A 17,390-nucleotide genomic window follows, 5' to 3' on the forward strand; every position below is an offset into this window, starting at 1 on the left:
GGACTAGCCCCGCATCACCTGACGCATGATGTTGGCCGTCTCGGTCGGGGTCTTGCCGACCTTCACGCCGACCGCCTCGAGCGCCACCTTCTTCGCGTCGGCCGTGCCGGCCGAGCCGGAGATGATGGCGCCCGCGTGGCCCATCGTCTTGCCGGGCGGCGCGGTGAAGCCGGCGATGTAGCCGACGACCGGCTTGGTCACGTTGGCCTTGATGAAGTCGGCCGCGCGCTCCTCCGCGTCGCCGCCGATCTCACCGATCATCACGATCGCGTCGGTGTCGGGGTCGTCCTGGAACGCCGCGAGCGCGTCGATGTGCGTCGTACCGATGATCGGGTCGCCGCCGATGCCGACGCACGTGGAGAAGCCGATGTCGCGCAGCTCGTACATCATCTGGTAGGTCAGCGTGCCCGACTTGGAGACCAGGCCGATGCGGCCCGACCCGGTGATGTCGGCCGGGATGATGCCGGCGTTGGACTGGCCGGGGCTTGCGATGCCCGGGCAGTTGGGGCCGATGATGCGCGTCCTGTTGCCGGTCTCGACCGCGTGGGCCCAGAAGGCCGCGGTGTCGTGCACCGGCACCCCCTCGGTGATGACGACCGCGAGCGGGATCTGCGCGTCGATCGCCTCCACCACCGCGGCCTTGGTGAACGCCGGCGGCACGAAGATGACGCTGACGTCGGCGCCCGCCTCGGCCATCGCCTCCGCGACCGTGCCGAAGACCGGCACGCTGTGTCCCTCCAGCTCGACCTTCTGGCCGGCCTTGCGCGGGTTGGTGCCGCCGACGACATTGGTGCCGGCGCGCAGCATGCGGGCCGCGTGCTTGCTGCCCTCGGCGCCGGTGATGCCCTGGACGATCACCTTGGATTCGCTGGTGAGCCAGATAGCCATTGCGTCACACCCCCGCAGCCGCGAGCTCGGCCGCGCGCTTGGCGGCACCATCCATAGTGTCCACCCGCTCGACCAGCGGGTTGTTGGCGGAGTCGAGGATCCGGCGACCCTCCTCGGCGTTGTTGCCGTCGAGCCGCACCACGAGCGGCTTGTCCACCGTCTCGCCGCGCTGCTTGAGCAGGTCGAGCGCCTGCACGATGCCGTTGGCGACCGCGTCGCACGCGGTGATGCCGCCGAAGACGTTGACGAACACGCTCTTCACGGCCGGGTCCGACAGCACGATCTCCAGGCCGTTCGCCATGACGGCGGCGCTCGCGCCGCCGCCGATGTCGAGGAAGTTGGCCGGCTTCACGCCGCCGAACTCCTCGCCGGCGTACGCGACGACGTCCAGGGTCGACATGACCAGGCCCGCGCCGTTGCCGATGATGCCGACCTGGCCATCGAGCTTGACGTAGTTGAGGTCCTTGGCCTTCGCCGCCTGCTCCAGCGGATCGACGGCCGACTTGTCCTCCCACTGCGCGTGGTCCGGGTGGCGGAAGTCCGCGTTCGCGTCGAGGGTCACCTTCGCGTCGAGCAGCAGGACCTTGCCGCCGTCGACCTTGGCGAGCGGGTTCACCTCGACGAGCGTGGCGTCCTCGGCGACGAACGCCTTCCAGAGCCCCTGAGCGATCTCGACGATCTGCTCGGCGACCTCCGCGGGGAAGGCGGCCTTCGTGACGATCTCGCGCGCGGTCGCCTCGTCGACGCCCTTGTTCGCGTCGATCGGCAGCTTGACGACCTTCTCCGGGGCGTCGTGGGCGACCTGCTCGATCTCCATGCCGCCCGCGGTGCTGGCGATGCACAGGAACGTGCGGTTCGCCCGGTCGAGCAGGTAGGAGAAGTAGTACTCCTCCGTGATGGCGGCCGTCGTGGTCACCATCACCTTGTGGACCGTGTGGCCCTTGATGTCCATGCCGAGGATGTCGGTCGCCCGGGCCTGCGCCTCGTCGACGCCGTCGGCGAGCTTCACGCCGCCGGCCTTGCCCCGACCCCCGACCTTCACCTGAGCCTTCACGACCACCCGGCCGCCCAGGCGCTCCGCGATCTCGCGGGCCTCGGCCGGGGTCGTGGCGACGCCGCCGTCCAGGACCGGCAGCCCGTGCCGGTCGAACAGCTCGCGTCCCTGGTATTCGTACAGGTCCACGTAAACCTCTTCGCTGACGTATACGCGCCGCTCACATTTAGGGCGGGCCTTATCGCCCGCAGCCTAGCGAGCCGGACACGGCGCGCACCGCTGCGGGCACGTGCTGTGCCCAAGCGCACACCGCCGAGCGGGCCTTCCCACCGACGATGAGCCGAAATCCGACAAACCGCGTAACCGGGTCCGTCAGGCCTCGTTGAGTGTGATGTCGGCGGCGACCACCGCGCCGAAGTGCAAGAACGGCCGATGCCCTGTCGGTCGAGGGGTGGCGGCGGGGCATCGTGCATAGAGAGGCCGGACGTGTGAGGGGTGCGTCCGGCCTCTCACTTTGCGCTGTGCGTGCGGGCCCGCCACCCGCGCCGACCGGACTCAGGCGACAGAGGTCGCCACGTTCGCGCGGACCCAGTCGACGATGGCCTGGGTGGAGGCCCCCGGTGTGAAGATCTTCGCGACGCCGATGTCGGTCAGCTCCGGGATGTCCGCGGCCGGGATGATGCCGCCGCCGAACACGACGATGTCGTCGGCACCCTTTTCGCGCAGCAGCTCGATGACCCGGCGGAACTGGGTCATGTGCGCGCCGGAGAGTACGGACAGGCCGACGACGTCGGCGTCCTCTTGGATGGCGGTCGCGACGATCTGGTCGGGTGTCTGATGCAGGCCGGTGTAGATGACCTCCATGCCGGCGTCGCGTAGGGCCCGGGCCACAACCTTCGCGCCACGGTCGTGCCCATCGAGGCCCGGCTTGGCGATAACGACCCGGATCCGATGCTCCTCGCTCACGCCGCCTCCTCCTGAACGTTTCCTTAGGTATCCAAGCTACTGTGCCGCCCCGTTTCAGCGCGAGCCGGCATCGCCGCAGCGTCCGACGTCACCATCTCGCTGACTGTCTGTAACCGTTTGGTCGCCCGCGTGCCAGCTTGTGGCGAGCGGCACGCGTTCGCTACCGTGTCGAGCGGTGTGCGTGGAGGCAACCCCCGGGCACCCGTGACACAGAGTGCTCACGTGTCCGACGAGACGGAGGGCGTGTGCAACCCAAGGCGCAGGACGGGCGCTATACCGGCCGTCGACGCGTACCCACACCCCCTCGCAGTCGCTACGCAGCGGTCGTCACGACCGCCGTCGTCGGCGCGGGCGTGGTGGTGCTGGGCGCCGGCGCGGCAGCTCCCGACTCGAGCTCCGGTTCCACTGACGCGTACTCGGTCGACGCCGCCACGGCGAGCGTCCAGACCGTCGAGGACCGCGTAGCCGCCCAGGATCGCGCCAACCGCGCCGCCGACCGGGCCGGACCCGCGTCGACCGTGGAGCAGGCCGCCCCCGATGTCTGGTATCTCCCGCTTCGCCGGCAGTACCAGATCACCACGCTCTACGAGATGCGCTGGGGCGAGATGCACTACGGCGTCGACCTCGCGGTCCCGTACGGCACCCCGATCTACGCCGTGCACTCCGGCACCGTCGTCCTGTCCCGCTACAACGGCGGGTGCGGCAACGCCGTCGAGATCGACCACGGCAACAACGTCGTCACGCGGTACTGCCATGGCTCGAAGCTCCTGGTCAAGGAGGGGCAGCACGTCGAGGCGGGCACCCCGATCCTGCAGGCCGGCAACACGGGCTTCTCGTTCGGCGACCACCTGCACTTCGAGGTGCTGGTGAACGGCAAGGCAACCGACCCGATTCCGTGGATGCTGGCGCACGGCGTGGACATCGCCAAGCGGCTTGAGGCCGCCAACGGAGCCATCATCATCCCGTAGCCCCCTTGACATGGGGATCAGGCCATGCCGGATTGGCACGGGCCTCGATGGAGCCGTGCCGGGCTGTCGCATTTCGCGGGGGCGCCGCGCGCGTCCCCGCCACCGCGCGGTGACAAACGTCATGCCAAAAACTGCGAAGCGGGTCACAAAACCTTACCCACGTAAATCGGAAAAGTACTCACGTACGGGCGAGTAACCCACGCGTTCCGGGATGCTTCCGGGCACCCCGCCGACCCCTGAAAACAGCTCTCCAGCGCGTCGATCAGCACCATGGATCGAGTTCGTGTCCATGACGACGACGCAGGAGTAACCCCCCGTGCACCAGCGCAACACCCCCGAGGGCCAGACCGATCGCCCCGTCATCAAGAACCGCGCGGCCCAGCTGCGCACCGCAATCCAGTCCCGATTCAACAAGCTCGACACCCGCAAGCGCGTGATGGCCGGCGGCCTGGCCGTGGCCGCTCTCGCCGCCGTTGTCGCGACCACCGCGCAGTCCGGCAGTTCCTCCGCGGGCACCGAGGACACCGCCGCCGTGGTGAGCTACACCGACCGCGCCGGATCGCCGGAGCGGGCCGACCGGTCCGCCCGCGAGGCCGCGGCCGCTGAGGCTGCCGCCAAGAAGGCCAAGGAGGCGGCCGAGAAGAAGGCGGAGGCCGCGAGGAAGGCGGAGGCCGCCAAGAAGGCGGAGGCCGCGAAGAAGGCCGCCGCCGCCAAGCAGGCCGCCGCCGCGAAGAAGGCCGCCGCCGCCAAGGCGGCCGCCGCGAAGAAGGCAGCCGCCGCGAAGGCCGCCGCCGCGAAGCGCAAGGCCAACAGCTGGGTCTTCCCGATGGCCTCGTTCAGCGTCACGTCCTGTTACGAGTACCGGACGGACCCGTACCCGCAGTACCACAAGGGCATCGACTTCGCGAACGTCGCCGGCTACCCGATCCGCGCGGCGAAGTCCGGCACCGTGATCGCCGCCGGTGACGCGGGCGACGGCTACGGCAACAAGGTCGTCATCAGCCACGGCAACAGCACCTGGACCCTGTACGGCCACGCCTCCCGCCTGGCCGTGCGCGTGGGCCAGCACGTCCAGACCGGCCAGACCATCTCCTACGAAGGCAGCACCGGCGACTCGACCGGCCCCCACCTGCACTTCGAGGTGTGGCGCGGCAGCCAGTGGAACCAGATCAACCCGGCTGGCTTCCTGCGCTCGCACGGCGTGAACGTCCGTTCCTGCTAGAACCACGTCCCCCCGGTGATCGAGAGCCCAGCCGATCCGGCTGGGCTCTCGGCATGTCCGCGCTCAGAGCTTCTCGATCGGGGCGTGCCGGAGCACGATCCACATCACCTGGTCGCCGAAGTCGACCTGCGCCTGCGTACGGGCACCGGCGCCCTCCACGGCGAGCACCCGCCCGACGCCCCAGCGCTGGTGGTTGATCCGGTCGCCGGCGGCCAGGCTCGGCACGTCCCCGCGGGCCATCTCGCTGGCGGTCGTGAACTTGGTCGGGTCCAGGCCCAGCCGGGAGGCCAACTGGGTCGCCTTCGGGGTGCCCCCCACGAACCGCGATTCGACCGGCCCGCCGCGACCACCCACCCCGGAGCGACCCGACCAGCTCGTGTACGCGGCCTCGGTGCGCTTCCAGTCGACCAGGTCGGCCGGTAGCTCGTCGATGAAACGGCTGGCCGGATTGTGCTGTGGCGCCCCCCACGCCGAACGGGTCACCGACCGGGACAGGTAGAGCCGCTGCCGGGCCCGGGTGATCCCCACGTAGGCCAGGCGGCGCTCCTCCTCCAGCTCGGTGCGGTCGCCCAGCGAGCGCAGGTGCGGGAAGACCCCGTCCTCCAGGCCGGTCAGGAACACCACCGGGAACTCCAGTCCCTTGGCGGTGTGCAGCGTCATGAGGGTGACGACGCCCTGGTGGTCGGGATCGTCCTCCGGGATCTCGTCGGCGTCGGCCACGAGGGCGACCTGCTCCAGGAAACCGGCGAGGCTCGGGCCCTCGACCTCACCCTCGGCCGCCGCGGCGATCGCCTCGGCGCGGTCCGTGTACTCCCGGGCGACGCTCACCAGCTCCTGCAGGTTCTCCACCCGGCCGGCGTCCTGCGGGTCCGGGCTGTCCTCCAGCTCGGCCAGGTAGCCCGAGCGCTGCAGCACGGCCTCCAACACCTCCTCGGGCGGCGCGACCGCGGTCATCTCCCGCAGCTCGGCCAGCATGGCCACGAAGTCGGCGATGGAGTTGGCCGCCCGGGTCGAGATGCCGACCGCCTCGTTGACCCGCGCGAGCGCCGCGCCGAACGAGATGCGCTCCCGGCTGGCCAGCGCCTCCACGCACGCCTCGGCGCGGTCGCCGATGCCCCGGCGCGGGGTGTTGAGGATGCGCCGCAGGCTCACCATGTCGTCGGGGTTGGCGATCGCGCGCAGGTAGGCCAGCGCGTCGCGGACCTCCTTGCGCTCGTAGAACCGGACGCCGCCGACCACCTTGTAGGGCAGCCCGAGCCGGATGAAGATCTCCTCGAACACGCGGGACTGGGCGTTGGTGCGGTAGAAGACCGCGACGTCGCCGTAGCGCACGCCCTCGTCGTCGACGAGCCGGTCGATCTCGCGGGCCACCCAGTCGGCCTCGCCGTGCTCGGTGTCCGCCACGTACGCCGTGATCGGCGCGCCCTCGCCCGCCTCGCTCCACAGCCGCTTGGGCCGCCGGTCGCTGTTGCGGTCGATGACGGCGTTGGCCGCGTTCAGGATGGTCTGAGTGGAGCGGTAGTTCTGCTCCAGCAGGATCGTGCGCGCGTCCGGGAAGTCGCGCTCGAACTCCAGGATGTTGCGGATGGTCGCGCCCCGGAACGCGTAGATCGACTGGTCGGCGTCGCCGACCACGCACAGCTCGCCGGTCGACCCGACCAGCTCCTTCACCAGCACGTACTGCGCGTGGTTGGTGTCCTGGTATTCGTCGACGAGCACGTGGCGGAAGCGCCGACGGTAGTGCTCGGCCGTGTCCGGGTGTTCCTGCAGCAACCGGACCGTCATCATGATCAGGTCATCGAAGTCGAGCGCCTGCGCCTCCGCGAGGCGCCTCTGGTACAGCGCGTACGCCTCGGCGACCGTGCGCTGGTGTGGACCCTGGGCCCGATCGGTGGCCGCCTCCGGGGTGATCAGCTCGTTCTTGAGGTTCGACACCTCGGCCGCCAGCGCCCGCGCCGGGTGCCGCTTCGGGTCGAGGTCGAGTTCGCGCGCGACGAGTTGCATGAGCCGCCGCGAGTCGTCCGCGTCGTACACGCTGAATGTCGACTTCAGGCCCAGCTGGGCGTGTTCGGCCCGCAGGATGCGCAGGCACGCCGAGTGGAACGTGCTGACCCACATGAACCGGGCCCGGCTGCCGATGATGGCGGTGACCCGCTCCTTCATCTCGGCCGCCGCCTTGTTGGTGAAGGTGATCGCCAACACCTCGCCGGGGTGCACGTCGCGCGCCGCCAGCAGGTAGGCGATGCGGTGCGTGAGCACCCGGGTCTTGCCGGAACCGGCGCCGGCCACGATGAGCAGCGGCGTGCCGGCGTGGGTCACGGCGGCGCGTTGGGCGTCGTTGAGCCCGTCCAACAGGGCGTGTGACTCGGCTGGCGCGGGTGACCGCAGAGGCGGGTCGAAAAGAGTGGGCATCGTTGTGCGAGTCTATGCCCGGCCACCGACATCGGCCCGTGGTGGCAGGCGCCCCCGTGAGGCGTGCGTCCCAAAAGGTGGTTCGGTGCTGGCGCGGCGGGCCGGCGATGGCATACTGGGCAACGTGCAGCACTCTCAGGCGCGATTTTATGGCTACGGCACCGGGACCCCGGCAGCCGTAGGTCACGCCTGAGCAAGAGACCTGCGAGAAGCCCCGGCTCCCACGAGTCCGGGGCTTCTTGGCGCTCCGGGACGTGTGACCCCCGTCGAATCCATCGAGGAGCATGACATGACCGCCGCTCTGAGCCCCGCCCCGGACACCATCACGACCTCATCCGGCACGACGATCGCCAGCGCCGACACGGTGCCGAGCGAGCACATCACCGCGCTGCGAGAACGGATCGACGAGATCGACTCGGCGATCATCGACCTCTGGCTGGAGCGCGCCGCCATCTCCCAGGAGGTCGGCAAGACCCGGGTCGCCTCCGGCGGCACCCGGCTCGTGCTCTCCCGCGAGCAGCAGATCGTCGAGCGTTTCCGCGAGGCCCTCGGCCCCGACGGCGTTCAGGTCGCCATGCTGCTGCTGCGCGCCGGCCGCGGCCCGCTGTAGCCAGCAGGAGTGGCGGTAGGTTGACGGGGTGACCTTTCCGCCGTCCGCTCCCGTCCTCACCGACGTCAGTCGCGCGCTCGGGGTGTTCGCGCACCCCGACGATGTCGACTTCGGCGCCGCCGGCACGATCGCCGGCTGGGTCGACGCCGGCATCGAGGTCACGTACCTGATCGTTACGCGCGGCGACGCGGGCGGCTTCGACGACACCCCGCGCGAGCGGATTCCCGCGATCCGCGAGTCGGAGCAGCGGGCGGCAGCGTCCGTCGTCGGGGTCAAGACCGTGGAATTCCTTGACGGGTACTCCGACGGCACGGTCACGCCCAGCCTCGAACTGCGGCGCGACATCATCGCGGCGATCCGCCGCCACCGCCCGGACCGGATCATCACGAACTCGCCGCTACGGCGCTGGGACCGGATCGCCGGCCCCAGCCACCCCGATCACCTGGCGGTCGGCGAGGCGACGACCTGCGCCATCTACCCGGACTCGCGCAACCCGTTCGCGTACCCGGAGCTGCTGAGCGAACACGGCCTGCAGCCGTGGACCGTGCGGGAGGTCTGGTACACGGCCGGGCCGTCACCGGATCACGTGGTCGACATCACGGACGCGTACGAGACGAAGTTGACGGCCCTGCGCGCTCACGCCTCGCAGACCAGCCACATCGACCTCGACGCGATCCTGCGTCACCGGCTGGCCGAGACGGCCAGCGCCGCCGGGCTCGGCGAGGGCCGCCTCGCGGAGGCGTTCACCGTGCTGCGCACGGAGTAGGGCGGCTCAGACGAGGCGGCGGTCGGCGGCCCAGCGCGACAGCTCGTACCGGTTGGACATCTGCAGCTTGCGCAGGACGTTGGAGACGTGCGTCTCGACCGTTTTGATCGAGATGTACAGCTCCTTGGCGATCTCCTTGTACGCGTAGCCGCGCGCGAGCAGGCGCAGCACCTCGCGCTCGCGGTTGGTGAGCTGGTCGAGCTCCGGGTCGACGACGGGTACGTCCGGGCGGGTGGCGAACGCGTCCAGCACGAACCCGGCCAGGCGCGGGCTGAACACCGCGTCGCCGTCGGCCACCCGGCGCACGGCGTCGGCCAGTTGCTCCGGCGAGATCGTCTTCGTGACGTAGCCGCGGGCGCCGGCCCGGATCAGGCCGATGACGTCCTCGGCGGCGTCGGACACGGACAGCGCCAGGAACTTGATCTCCGGGTGCTGGCGGCGCAGCGCGTCCAGCACCATGCGGCCGCCGCCGTCCGGCATGTGCACGTCGAGCAGCACGACGTCGGGCGCGGCGGCGGGGACGCGCGAGATCGCCTCGGGCACGGTGGCGGCCTCCCCGACCACGTCGACGTACGCGCCCAGCTCGGCGCGCACGCCGGCCCGGAACATCGCGTGGTCGTCCACGAGAAACACCCGCAACCGACGAACCTGGGCCTGCTCTGTCATGACCCCGCCTTCCTTTCTCGACCGCGCGGGAGGTGCAGCGCGACTTCGGTGCCCTCGCCGGGCGCGGTACGGATCTCCGCGGTGCCGCCGTGCCGGTCCATCCGGCCGATGATCGACCCCTTCACGCCCTGGCGGTCACCGTCCACGGAGGACAGCTCGAACCCGGCGCCGCGGTCGCGGACGTACGCGCTGATCTGATCCTCCTCCATCTCGGCGTAGAGCGACACGCTGGGCACCTTGGCGTGACGTGCCGCGTTCACCAGCGCCTCGCGCACGGCGGCGACGAGCGCGGCCGTGTCGTCGTCGGAGGGCGCGTCGCCGACGATGACGGTCTCGACCGCGATGCCGTACGAGTCCTCGACCTCGGCGGCCACCTCCTCCAGCGCGGCGGTGACCCGCTCGGCCGGCGAGGCGGCCGGCTTGTAGAGCCAGTTGCGCAGGCTGCGCTCCTGGCCGCGGGCCAGCCGCTGCACGCTGGCCGAGTCGGTGGCACTGCGCTGGATCAGCGCGAGCGTGTGCAGGACCTGATCGTGCACGACCGCCGCGATCTCGGCGCGCTCCTGCTCGCGGATGCGGGCGACCCGCTCCTCGCGCAGCTGCCCGAAGATCCGGTAGATCAGCGGGGCCAGGATGAGCACGACGCCCGCCAACGCGAGCACCGCGAAGGCGAGACTCAGCCCGATCGAGCTCAGGTCGATGGAGCCGTACGGCGCGGCGTACACGGTGAGGATGGCGATGATGCCGGTGATGACGAGCAGCCCGCCGCCGATGATGCGCAGCAGTGACCAGCGCCGGTCCCTGTCGGACTCCTCCTCGAACCCGCGCATGAACCGCTGCGACCAGGGCAGGTCCGTCTCGGCCGGGTCGGCCATGCCCTTGCGGCGCGCCGGGTCGGCCTGGTGCCAGATGATGCCGGCGCCGAGCGCCACGAGCGCGAGCAGGGCGACGACGGTCGCGTTGAGCCCGAACCAGCCGAGGCGCAACTGCAGGAGGAACACGCCGACGATCAGCCCCAGGAAGGGCAGCAGCTCCAGCGGGCGGCGCTTGCGCGGTGGCGCGCCGAGTGCCTTCGGCGAGACGGGCAGGACGGCCCAAAAGGCGACATAGAGCAGGATGCCCAGGCCGTTGGCGATGACCAGCGCCACGAACCCGATGCGCACGGCGGCGACGGGCAGGCGCAGGTGCTCGGCCAGGCCGGCGGCCACGCCCGCCACGAGCCGGTCGCCGCGGTCGCGGTAGAGGCGGCGCGGCTGGTACGCGGTGGCGGCCGGACCGTCCATGGTTTTGATCTTCCTGCTCCTGTCCTGCGGGGTGGCGTCCCACCGATCGTCACACGCCACGGGGCCGCCGACCAGCGACGGCGACCCTGATCCGGCAAAGCCAGGGTCAGCTCAGGGTCTCTTCCTGAGGCATACCGGGGCCGCCAGGGTTCAGGATCGAACCATGACAGACGACCGTCCCCCTCAGCCGCCTGGGAACCCGGACGCACCCGAGCCGGCGACCGCGGGCGGCGACGACACCGGCCAGGCCCCGCCACCGCCTCCGGGCGGCGACCACACCGGCCAGGCTCCCCCACCGCCCGGCGCCGGCCAGTACGGCGCCCAGCCGTCCTCGCCGCTGTACACCTTCGCCGTCAAGCACGGCCTGGTCCGGCCCGCGCAGGGCCGGGTCTTCGCCGGTGTCTGCAGCGCGTTCGGGCGGGCCACGAACACCGACCCGGTGCTGTGGCGCATCGTCCTCGCGGTGCTGACCATTTTCGGCGGCGTGGGCCTGCTGGTCTACCTCGTCGGGTGGCTGACGCTGCCGTCCGAGGGCGACACGGGCGCACCGGTCGAGGCCGTCCTCGGCCGCGGCAAGTCGAGCACGCCGACCGTCGTCACGGTGATCGTGGCCTGCATCGTGCTGCTGACCCTCGCCGCGTTCCTGGGCGGGCGCGCCGAGCCCGGCCTGTTCGCCGTGCTGCTGCTGCTCGGCGGCGGCTACCTGCTGCTGCGCGAGCGCGGCGGGGCGGCCGGCGGGGCGCCCGGCGCTCCGCCGCCCGTACCGCCCGCGGCCGGGTACCCGCCCGCCCCCGGCTATCCGGTCGTGCCACCGCCGGCCGGTTACTACCCACCCCCGTCGCAAGGAGCCACCATGTCCTCCCCCGCCACGGCGACCACGCCGTTGGCGCCGCCGCCGCCCGGTGCCGCGCCGCGTCCGCCGTTCGCGCCGCACGGCCCGTACGCCCCGCCGCCCGTACCGCCGACCTTCGCCCGGCCCGTCCCGACGCCGCCGCCCCCGAAGCCGCCCAAGTCGCGGCTCGGCGGCCTGGTCCTGTCCCTGATGCTGATCGTCCTGGGCATCGTCGCGCTGGTCGACCTGGGCGGCGCGTCCGTCCCGGGCGAGGTATACGTCGGCGCCGCGCTGGCCACGGTCGGGTTCGGCCTGGTGCTCGGCGCCTGGGTCGGCCGGGCCCGCGGTCTCATCGGGCTGGGCATCGCGCTGTCGCTGCTGTTGGCCCTCACGGCCGGCGTCAACGGCGTCCGCCACGACGGCAACTGGGGTCATATGGGCAACATCGAGTGGCGGCCGCAGACCGTCGCCGAGATCCAGGACCAGTACCGCCAGGGCGCCGGCGACACCCGGCTGGACCTGTCCAAGGTCGATTTCACCGACCGGGACGTGACCACGCGGCTCACGACCCGCGCCGGCAATGTCGACGTCATCCTTCCCCGCAACGTCGACGCCACGGTCGAGGCCAAGGTGGTCGCCGGCAACGCCGAGGTGTTCGGCGAGAAGTGGGAGGGCCTGTTCAACCCGTCCCGCACCGTCACCGACCTGGGCGTCGACGGTGCGGGCGGCGGAAAGATCACCCTCATCATCGAGGTGACGGCGGGCAACCTGGAGGTACACCGATGAACCGGCACCACACCGACGCCGTATCGCTCACGTTCGGCCTGATCTTCCTGGTGATCGTCGTCGCCTGGGCCAGCGGCAGCTACCTCGACGTCAGCCTGCCCAACCTGGGTTGGCTGCTCGCCCTGGCGCTGATCGGGCTGGGGCTGCTGGGCGTACTGCTCAACCTGCGGCCGCGGCGCGCGCCCGTCACGGCCCCGCCCACCGCAAGCGCCCCAGAGGCCGCGGCTTCGGCCGACAAGCCGGAACCGACGGACTGACGGGGTCCACCCGCGGGGGTGGGCCGGCCCACTGGGTCGGCCCACCCCCGCCGCATATGCTGGCCTGCGGGGCCGACCGGGCCCGACCACGCAGCCTCGCCGAAGGGGTCACGATGACCGAGTCACCCAGCGCCGGACTCCCCGGTCCCGGCTTCAGCCGGGTCGAGGGCCGGGCCGCCGCCGCGCTCGCCGCCGACTTCGCCCGCCGCACGGGCTCCGCCACCGGCCTGGTCGTGGGCGTGAGCGGACAGTCCGAGGTGCTCAACGCCGCGATCGAGGCGCTCGGGCCGGCCGGCACGCTGACCGTGGTGGCCGGGGCCGCGTCGGCCGAGGTCCGCGCCCACGTCACCGCCGCGTCCGCGCTGGTGGAGCAACGGGTACGCGTCATCGAGACGCTCGCGGACGCCGACCCGGCCGACTCGGTGATCATCGCCGAGCCGCTGAAGGGGTCCGCTGAGTCCGCCCGCGCGGAGATCGACGGCCTCGCCAAGCTCCTCACCCCGGGCGGCGTGCTCAGTGTCGCCGTCCCCGCGGCCGAGTTCCTCGCCGGGCCGGCCGCCGCCGAGGTGGCCCGCTACGCCGACAGCCACGGCGTCGGCAGCGACCTGGTGCTCATCAACCCGCCGCCGCTGAAGGTGCAGCGGCTGTGCTTCAGCGCGGCCGAGCCGGCGCTCGCCGAGTCCCTGGCCCCCCTGGCCCGCACCAGCAGCGTGAAGCTGTCGCGCACGATGAACATCGACTCCAACGGCGTGGCCGCCGCCGCGATCTTCCTCGGCGCCGCCGCACTGCTGCGCACGGTGCGGCCGCGCTCGCGGGCCTGGCTCGTACCGGCGCTCGCGGCCGGGCCGGTCGCGGCGTTCTTCCGCGACCCCGAGCGCCAGGTCCCGACCGACCCGAGCGCCGTGGTGGCGGCCAGCGACGGCAGGGTGCTCTCGGTCGAGCGGCTGCGCGACGACAAGCTGGGCACCTGGGGCGAGCGGGAGTACCTGCGCGTCGCCGTGTTCCTGTCCGTCCTGGACGTGCACGTGAACCGGGCGCCGGTCGCCGGTCGGGTCGCCGACCAGTTCGTCGTCGACGGCGGCTTCGCGGCGGCCATGAAGCCGGAGGCGGAGCACAACGTCGCGGCGTACACGGTGCTGGAAACGACCCGCGGACCGGTCGTGGTCGCGCAGCGCACCGGGCTGATCGCCCGGCGGATCGTGCACCGGGCGCCGGCCGGCTCCCTGCTGGCGAGGGGTGAGCGCTTCGGCCTCATCCGGTTCGGTTCGCGCACGGACGTGTACCTGCCGGCCGACCTGGCCGTCGCGGAGGTCGCCGTGGGCGACCGCGTGGTGGGCGGCGAAACCGTGATCGCCCGCTGGATCTGAGGCGCAGACCCGTAAAGCCAAAAAAGGGGGACCCTCGCGGGTCCCCCTTTTTTACGCGTGAGCAGCTAGGGCGCGACGACGCGGCGGGTCTGGCGCTGGTGCAGCCAGATCAGCGGGCCGCTGACCAGGTAGGCCAGGACGACGAGGACGAACGTCACCGCGGGGTTGATCAGGACGCCGACGAGCGGCAGCAGCCACACCCAGATGGGCAGGCGCACCACGCGGGTCAGCTTCGCGTACGGGAACGAGCTCACCATCGCCAGCGCGGCGAGCGCGACGACGGCCACCCGGGCGCTGGCCGGCATGTCCGGGCTCAGCTGCGTCGCGAGCGCGAGCACCGCGGCGATCATGGTGGTCGGCACGCCCGTGAAGAAGCGGCCGTCCTTCGGCGAGACGTTGAACCGGGCCAGGCGGATCGCGGCGCAGACCGCGATGAGGGCGCAGACCGGGGCGGCGGCCGCCGGCGAGGCGCCGGAGGCGATGAGCCACTGGTACACCACGATGCCCGTGGCCACGCCGAACGAGCTGAGGTCGGCCAGCGAGTCCATCTGCGCGCCGAACGGGCTGGCCACGCCGAACCGGCGGGCGAGACCGCCGTCGCAGCCGTCGAAGGCCACGCAGCCGAGCAACGCCACGGCGGCGAACCGCAGCTCGCCGTTGATCGCCAGGAAGACCGCGACCATGCCGAGCACGAGGCTCGCGACCGTGCAGCCATTGGCGATGGCGAACTTCACCCGACGTGCCGGCGTACGCTCGCCGGGCAGCAGCGGGATGCTGACCATGCCGGCCTCGGCGTCGACGCCCCGCACGGGCGGCAGGGCCGGGCTCACCGGAGCGGCGGCGACCTGCCGCGAGCGCAGCCTCCGGCCGGCCAGGGGGTCGAACGCGTCGGCGTCAGTGCGCTGTGTCGTCACGCCATCCTTGTCGCGGCGGCGGCCGACCCGGCCGACGATGCCGCGTCCCTCCACGAGAACCTGTCGAGCGAGCGATCCGCTGCGGCGCAGGCGACCCCACCGGCGGCCCGCGGGCCCGGGGTTGTCCATGCTGCGTCGCCGACGGAGCCTGGGTCTCGGCACGTTATCCCTCCAGTAGGACAGCCAATCCGGGTTCGCCCGGTTAGCGTCCTACACGATCGCACACGGGAGGCGTCTTGGCGATGCCCGAACCAGGCAGTCTTTAGCCTCGTACGTATCGGAATCGGACTTATCGCCGCGAAGGTTGATTACGCTTCGCAATCCCCCGACCACCTGACGTCTATTGTCCCCTACCTGCGGCAACACGCCCAGAGCTGTGACGGGTCACACCGCCGGCCTTCGCCCTCTCCGGTGACCGGCGAGCTGTCCGGAGATCGACTCCTCGGCGATCTCCGTGAGCGGCAGGCGCAGCGCGTCCGCGACCGTGAACCAGCCAGCCTCGGCGGTCGAGCCGCCCGGCGCCTCCATGACCGACGCCGCCGTCGGCTCATCCACGATCACCCGGAACACCACCCGTACGCCGTGCCAATCGATCGGCACCCCCTCGGGACCCAGCGCCGGCCCGCTGTACCGGTGCGAGACGCTCAGCAGCGCCGTCACCCGGCCGCGCTGGCCCGTCTCCTCGTACATCTCGCGGAGCAGGCCGGCCGCCGCGTGCTCGCCGTGATCCGTACCGCCGCCCGGCAGGTGCCACCGGCCGCTGCCGGGGTAACCGTTCGCGATCCGGGAGAGCAGCACGCGGTCCGCCGGGTCGGTCACCAGCCCGTACGCCGCGAAGCGCTGGAACCGGCTCGGCACGCCGCCGGGGCCGGCGACGCCGGGCGCGGTCGCGGCGGACGCACCGGCGAGCGCCGCGCTGGTCTCCTCGGCCGCTATGCGGGCCGCCGCGGCGCGCGCGGCGCTCTCGGCCGCGGCCGCGAAGGTCTCGTCCGGCGTCACGCCGAGCGCCTCGGCCACGAAGGGCAGCAGCGGCAGGGTCGGCAACTCCTCCGCGTCGACCCAGGCCGCCGCGTCGGTGGAGCCGTCCGGCTCGTCGCGCAGCTCGCCGTCGATCACGTCCACGTCGAAGATCAACCGATCATGGTGGACGAGGCCGCCCCGCCGGTCGACGATCATGTCGTGGTACACGTCGCGGGGCCCGCGTACGCGCACCCGCAGGCCGGTCTCCTCCGCGATCTCGCGGACCACCGCGGCCGCCGGCGCCTCGCCGTGGTCAACCCCACCACCCGGGAGCATCCACCGGCCGGGCTGCGTCGAATCGGCCGCCAGGCGCACCAACAGCACCCGGCCCCGCGCGTCCAGACAGACTCCGTACGCACCGATTCGCCGCCGTCGCACCCGCGCCACTCCCATCGTCAGGTCCCCCGTAGGGGAACCCTCCGATGATGCCACCCGATCGGGTTACGCCAGGGGCGAGCGGGACAGCGCCTCCTCGGTCACCTCGGTCAGCGGCAGGGTCGTGAGCTGCTGCGGGTCGAACCAGCGGGCCTCGGCCGTGGAACCGCCGACGTCGTGCACCGTCGGCGGCGTCGGCGTGTCCACCATCACGCGGTAGAAGGCGCGCACGCCGTGCCAGTCGATCGGGTACCCCTCCGGGCCCAGCGACGCCGGATCGCGGTGGCTCGCCACGCCGAGCAGGTCGAGCAGGCGCCCCTGCTGGCCGGTCTCCTCAACCAACTCCCGGATCAGGGCCGGGCCGGGCTGCTCGCCGTAGTCCGTGCCGCCGCCGGGCAGGTGCCAGCGGCCCGCCCCCGGGTACCCGTCCGCGATGCGGGTCAGCAGCACCCGGTTCGTCGGATCGGTCACCAGCCCGTACGCCGCGAAACGCTGCGTGCGGTGCAGGCCGTCCGGGCCGGGCACGGCGTAGAAGGAGGGCAGCTCGGGCGTCTCGTCGGGCGCCTCGGCGTCGACCGCCCCGTCCATGCCGAGGGCGGTCGCGGTGAACGGACGCAGCGACAGCTCGGCGAGTTCCTCGCGCTGGACCCACCGGGCCAGGTCGGTCGGCTGGCCCACCCGCTCGCGCAGCGCCCCGCCCCGCAACGCGACCGCGTAGATGAGGCGGTCGGTGTGCAACGCGATGCCCGGCAGGGTGCGCAGATCCGAGACCACGTCGAGCAGCCGGTCGACGCTCACCGACAGGCCCGTCTCGGCGGCCGTCTCGCGTACCACGGTGTCGAAGGGGTGTTCGCCGTGGTCAACCGCCCCACCCGGAAGCGACCACGCGCCCGGGGTGCCGGAGGTGACGGAGGCTCGAACCAACAACACCCGGTTGTCGGAATCAGTACATATGCCGTAAGCGGCGATCCTCCGCAACGGCTCGGTCGCGCGGGTCACCGGAGAATTGTGACCGTTTCCAGCGCGAACGACGATTCCACTGTCGGATCAGTGACATAACCGTCACC

General features: G+C 71.8%; 16 protein-coding genes. 7 read left to right on the forward strand and 9 right to left on the reverse strand.

The genetic code is table 11. From position 1 onward, the window contains the following. Window positions 1-3 precede the first annotated feature (3 nt). From sucD to icmB, 3 genes are all read right to left on the reverse strand, one after another. Window positions 4-888: a succinate--CoA ligase subunit alpha gene (gene sucD / locus ABD191_RS01070; protein WP_344075699.1), complete on the reverse strand. Its 885-nt coding sequence runs from the start codon at window positions 886-888 to the stop codon at window positions 4-6. A 4-nt stretch (window positions 889-892) separates the two neighbouring features. After that, a complete protein-coding gene (sucC, locus tag ABD191_RS01075; RefSeq protein WP_344075701.1) occupies window positions 893-2,071 on the reverse strand; it encodes an ADP-forming succinate--CoA ligase subunit beta in 1,179 nt (392 codons plus the stop codon). Between the two features lie 366 nt (window positions 2,072-2,437). Then, on the reverse strand, window positions 2,438-2,848 hold the full coding sequence (icmB, locus tag ABD191_RS01080; RefSeq protein ID WP_344075703.1) for a coenzyme B12-dependent isobutyryl CoA mutase small subunit: 411 nt from the start codon (window positions 2,846-2,848) through the stop codon (window positions 2,438-2,440). A gap of 245 nt (window positions 2,849-3,093) precedes the next feature. Between icmB and ABD191_RS01085 the strand changes: the two genes are divergently transcribed. Continuing rightward, window positions 3,094-3,816 (forward strand): M23 family metallopeptidase, encoded by a 723-nt coding sequence (locus tag ABD191_RS01085; RefSeq protein ID WP_344075705.1) that lies wholly within the window; start codon window positions 3,094-3,096, stop codon window positions 3,814-3,816. Window positions 3,817-4,132: 316 nt separating this feature from the next. Beyond that, window positions 4,133-5,038, forward strand: coding sequence for a M23 family metallopeptidase (locus ABD191_RS01090; protein ID WP_344075706.1), 906 nt, complete (start codon window positions 4,133-4,135; stop codon window positions 5,036-5,038). Window positions 5,039-5,101: 63 nt separating this feature from the next. On the opposite strand, the gene pcrA is transcribed toward ABD191_RS01090, so the two are convergent. Further along, a complete protein-coding gene (pcrA, locus tag ABD191_RS01095; protein ID WP_344075707.1) occupies window positions 5,102-7,450 on the reverse strand; it encodes a DNA helicase PcrA in 2,349 nt (782 codons plus the stop codon). Between the two features lie 289 nt (window positions 7,451-7,739). Between pcrA and ABD191_RS01100 the strand changes: the two genes are divergently transcribed. Both ABD191_RS01100 and ABD191_RS01105 read left to right on the forward strand, forming a co-directional pair. Beyond that, window positions 7,740-8,060 carry a chorismate mutase gene (locus tag ABD191_RS01100; protein ID WP_344075708.1) on the forward strand — a complete coding sequence of 107 codons (321 nt, stop codon included), beginning with the start codon at window positions 7,740-7,742 and terminating at the stop codon, window positions 8,058-8,060. A 28-nt stretch (window positions 8,061-8,088) separates the two neighbouring features. After that, the gene (locus tag ABD191_RS01105) at window positions 8,089-8,826 is read left to right on the forward strand and encodes a PIG-L deacetylase family protein (RefSeq protein WP_344075709.1); all 738 of its coding nucleotides are present in this window, start codon (window positions 8,089-8,091) and stop codon (window positions 8,824-8,826) included. A 6-nt stretch (window positions 8,827-8,832) separates the two neighbouring features. Here the strand turns inward: ABD191_RS01105 and ABD191_RS01110 are convergent, their stop codons facing one another. Both ABD191_RS01110 and ABD191_RS01115 read right to left on the reverse strand, forming a co-directional pair. Further along, window positions 8,833-9,492, reverse strand: a complete 660-nt coding sequence (locus ABD191_RS01110; protein WP_344075710.1) for a response regulator — start codon at window positions 9,490-9,492, stop codon at window positions 8,833-8,835. Further along, entirely contained in the window at window positions 9,489-10,772 is a 1,284-nt protein-coding gene (locus tag ABD191_RS01115) for an ATP-binding protein (protein WP_344075712.1), read from the reverse strand. The genes ABD191_RS01110 and ABD191_RS01115 overlap by 4 nt, the downstream gene beginning before the upstream one ends. Before the next feature lie 163 nt (window positions 10,773-10,935). On the opposite strand from ABD191_RS01115, the gene ABD191_RS01120 reads away from it, so the two are divergent. The 3 genes from ABD191_RS01120 (at window position 10,936) to ABD191_RS01130 (ending at window position 14,014) form a co-directional block, all read left to right on the forward strand. Beyond that, complete coding sequence (locus ABD191_RS01120) at window positions 10,936-12,390, forward strand: PspC domain-containing protein (protein WP_344075714.1); 1,455 nt, start codon at window positions 10,936-10,938, stop codon at window positions 12,388-12,390. After that, window positions 12,387-12,647: a hypothetical protein gene (locus ABD191_RS01125; RefSeq protein WP_344075716.1), complete on the forward strand. Its 261-nt coding sequence runs from the start codon at window positions 12,387-12,389 to the stop codon at window positions 12,645-12,647. Before ABD191_RS01120 ends, ABD191_RS01125 begins: the two co-directional genes overlap by 4 nt. A gap of 113 nt (window positions 12,648-12,760) precedes the next feature. Continuing rightward, window positions 12,761-14,014, forward strand: coding sequence for a phosphatidylserine decarboxylase (locus ABD191_RS01130; protein ID WP_344075718.1), 1,254 nt, complete (start codon window positions 12,761-12,763; stop codon window positions 14,012-14,014). A gap of 65 nt (window positions 14,015-14,079) precedes the next feature. Here ABD191_RS01130 and ABD191_RS01135 read toward each other — a convergent pair whose 3' ends face one another. From ABD191_RS01135 to ABD191_RS01145, 3 genes are all read right to left on the reverse strand, one after another. After that, entirely contained in the window at window positions 14,080-15,018 is a 939-nt protein-coding gene (locus ABD191_RS01135; protein WP_425560635.1) for a CDP-alcohol phosphatidyltransferase family protein, read from the reverse strand. A gap of 294 nt (window positions 15,019-15,312) precedes the next feature. After that, entirely contained in the window at window positions 15,313-16,326 is a 1,014-nt protein-coding gene (locus tag ABD191_RS01140) for an NUDIX hydrolase (protein ID WP_344075721.1), read from the reverse strand. A gap of 63 nt (window positions 16,327-16,389) precedes the next feature. Next, the gene (locus ABD191_RS01145; RefSeq protein ID WP_344075723.1) at window positions 16,390-17,322 is read right to left on the reverse strand and encodes an NUDIX domain-containing protein; all 933 of its coding nucleotides are present in this window, start codon (window positions 17,320-17,322) and stop codon (window positions 16,390-16,392) included. Between the last annotated feature and the right edge of the window lie 68 nt (window positions 17,323-17,390).

It is taken from the genome of Luedemannella helvata, assembly GCF_039528415.1.
In the GTDB taxonomy this organism is placed as follows: Bacteria; Actinomycetota; Actinomycetes; order Mycobacteriales; family Micromonosporaceae; genus Luedemannella; species Luedemannella helvata.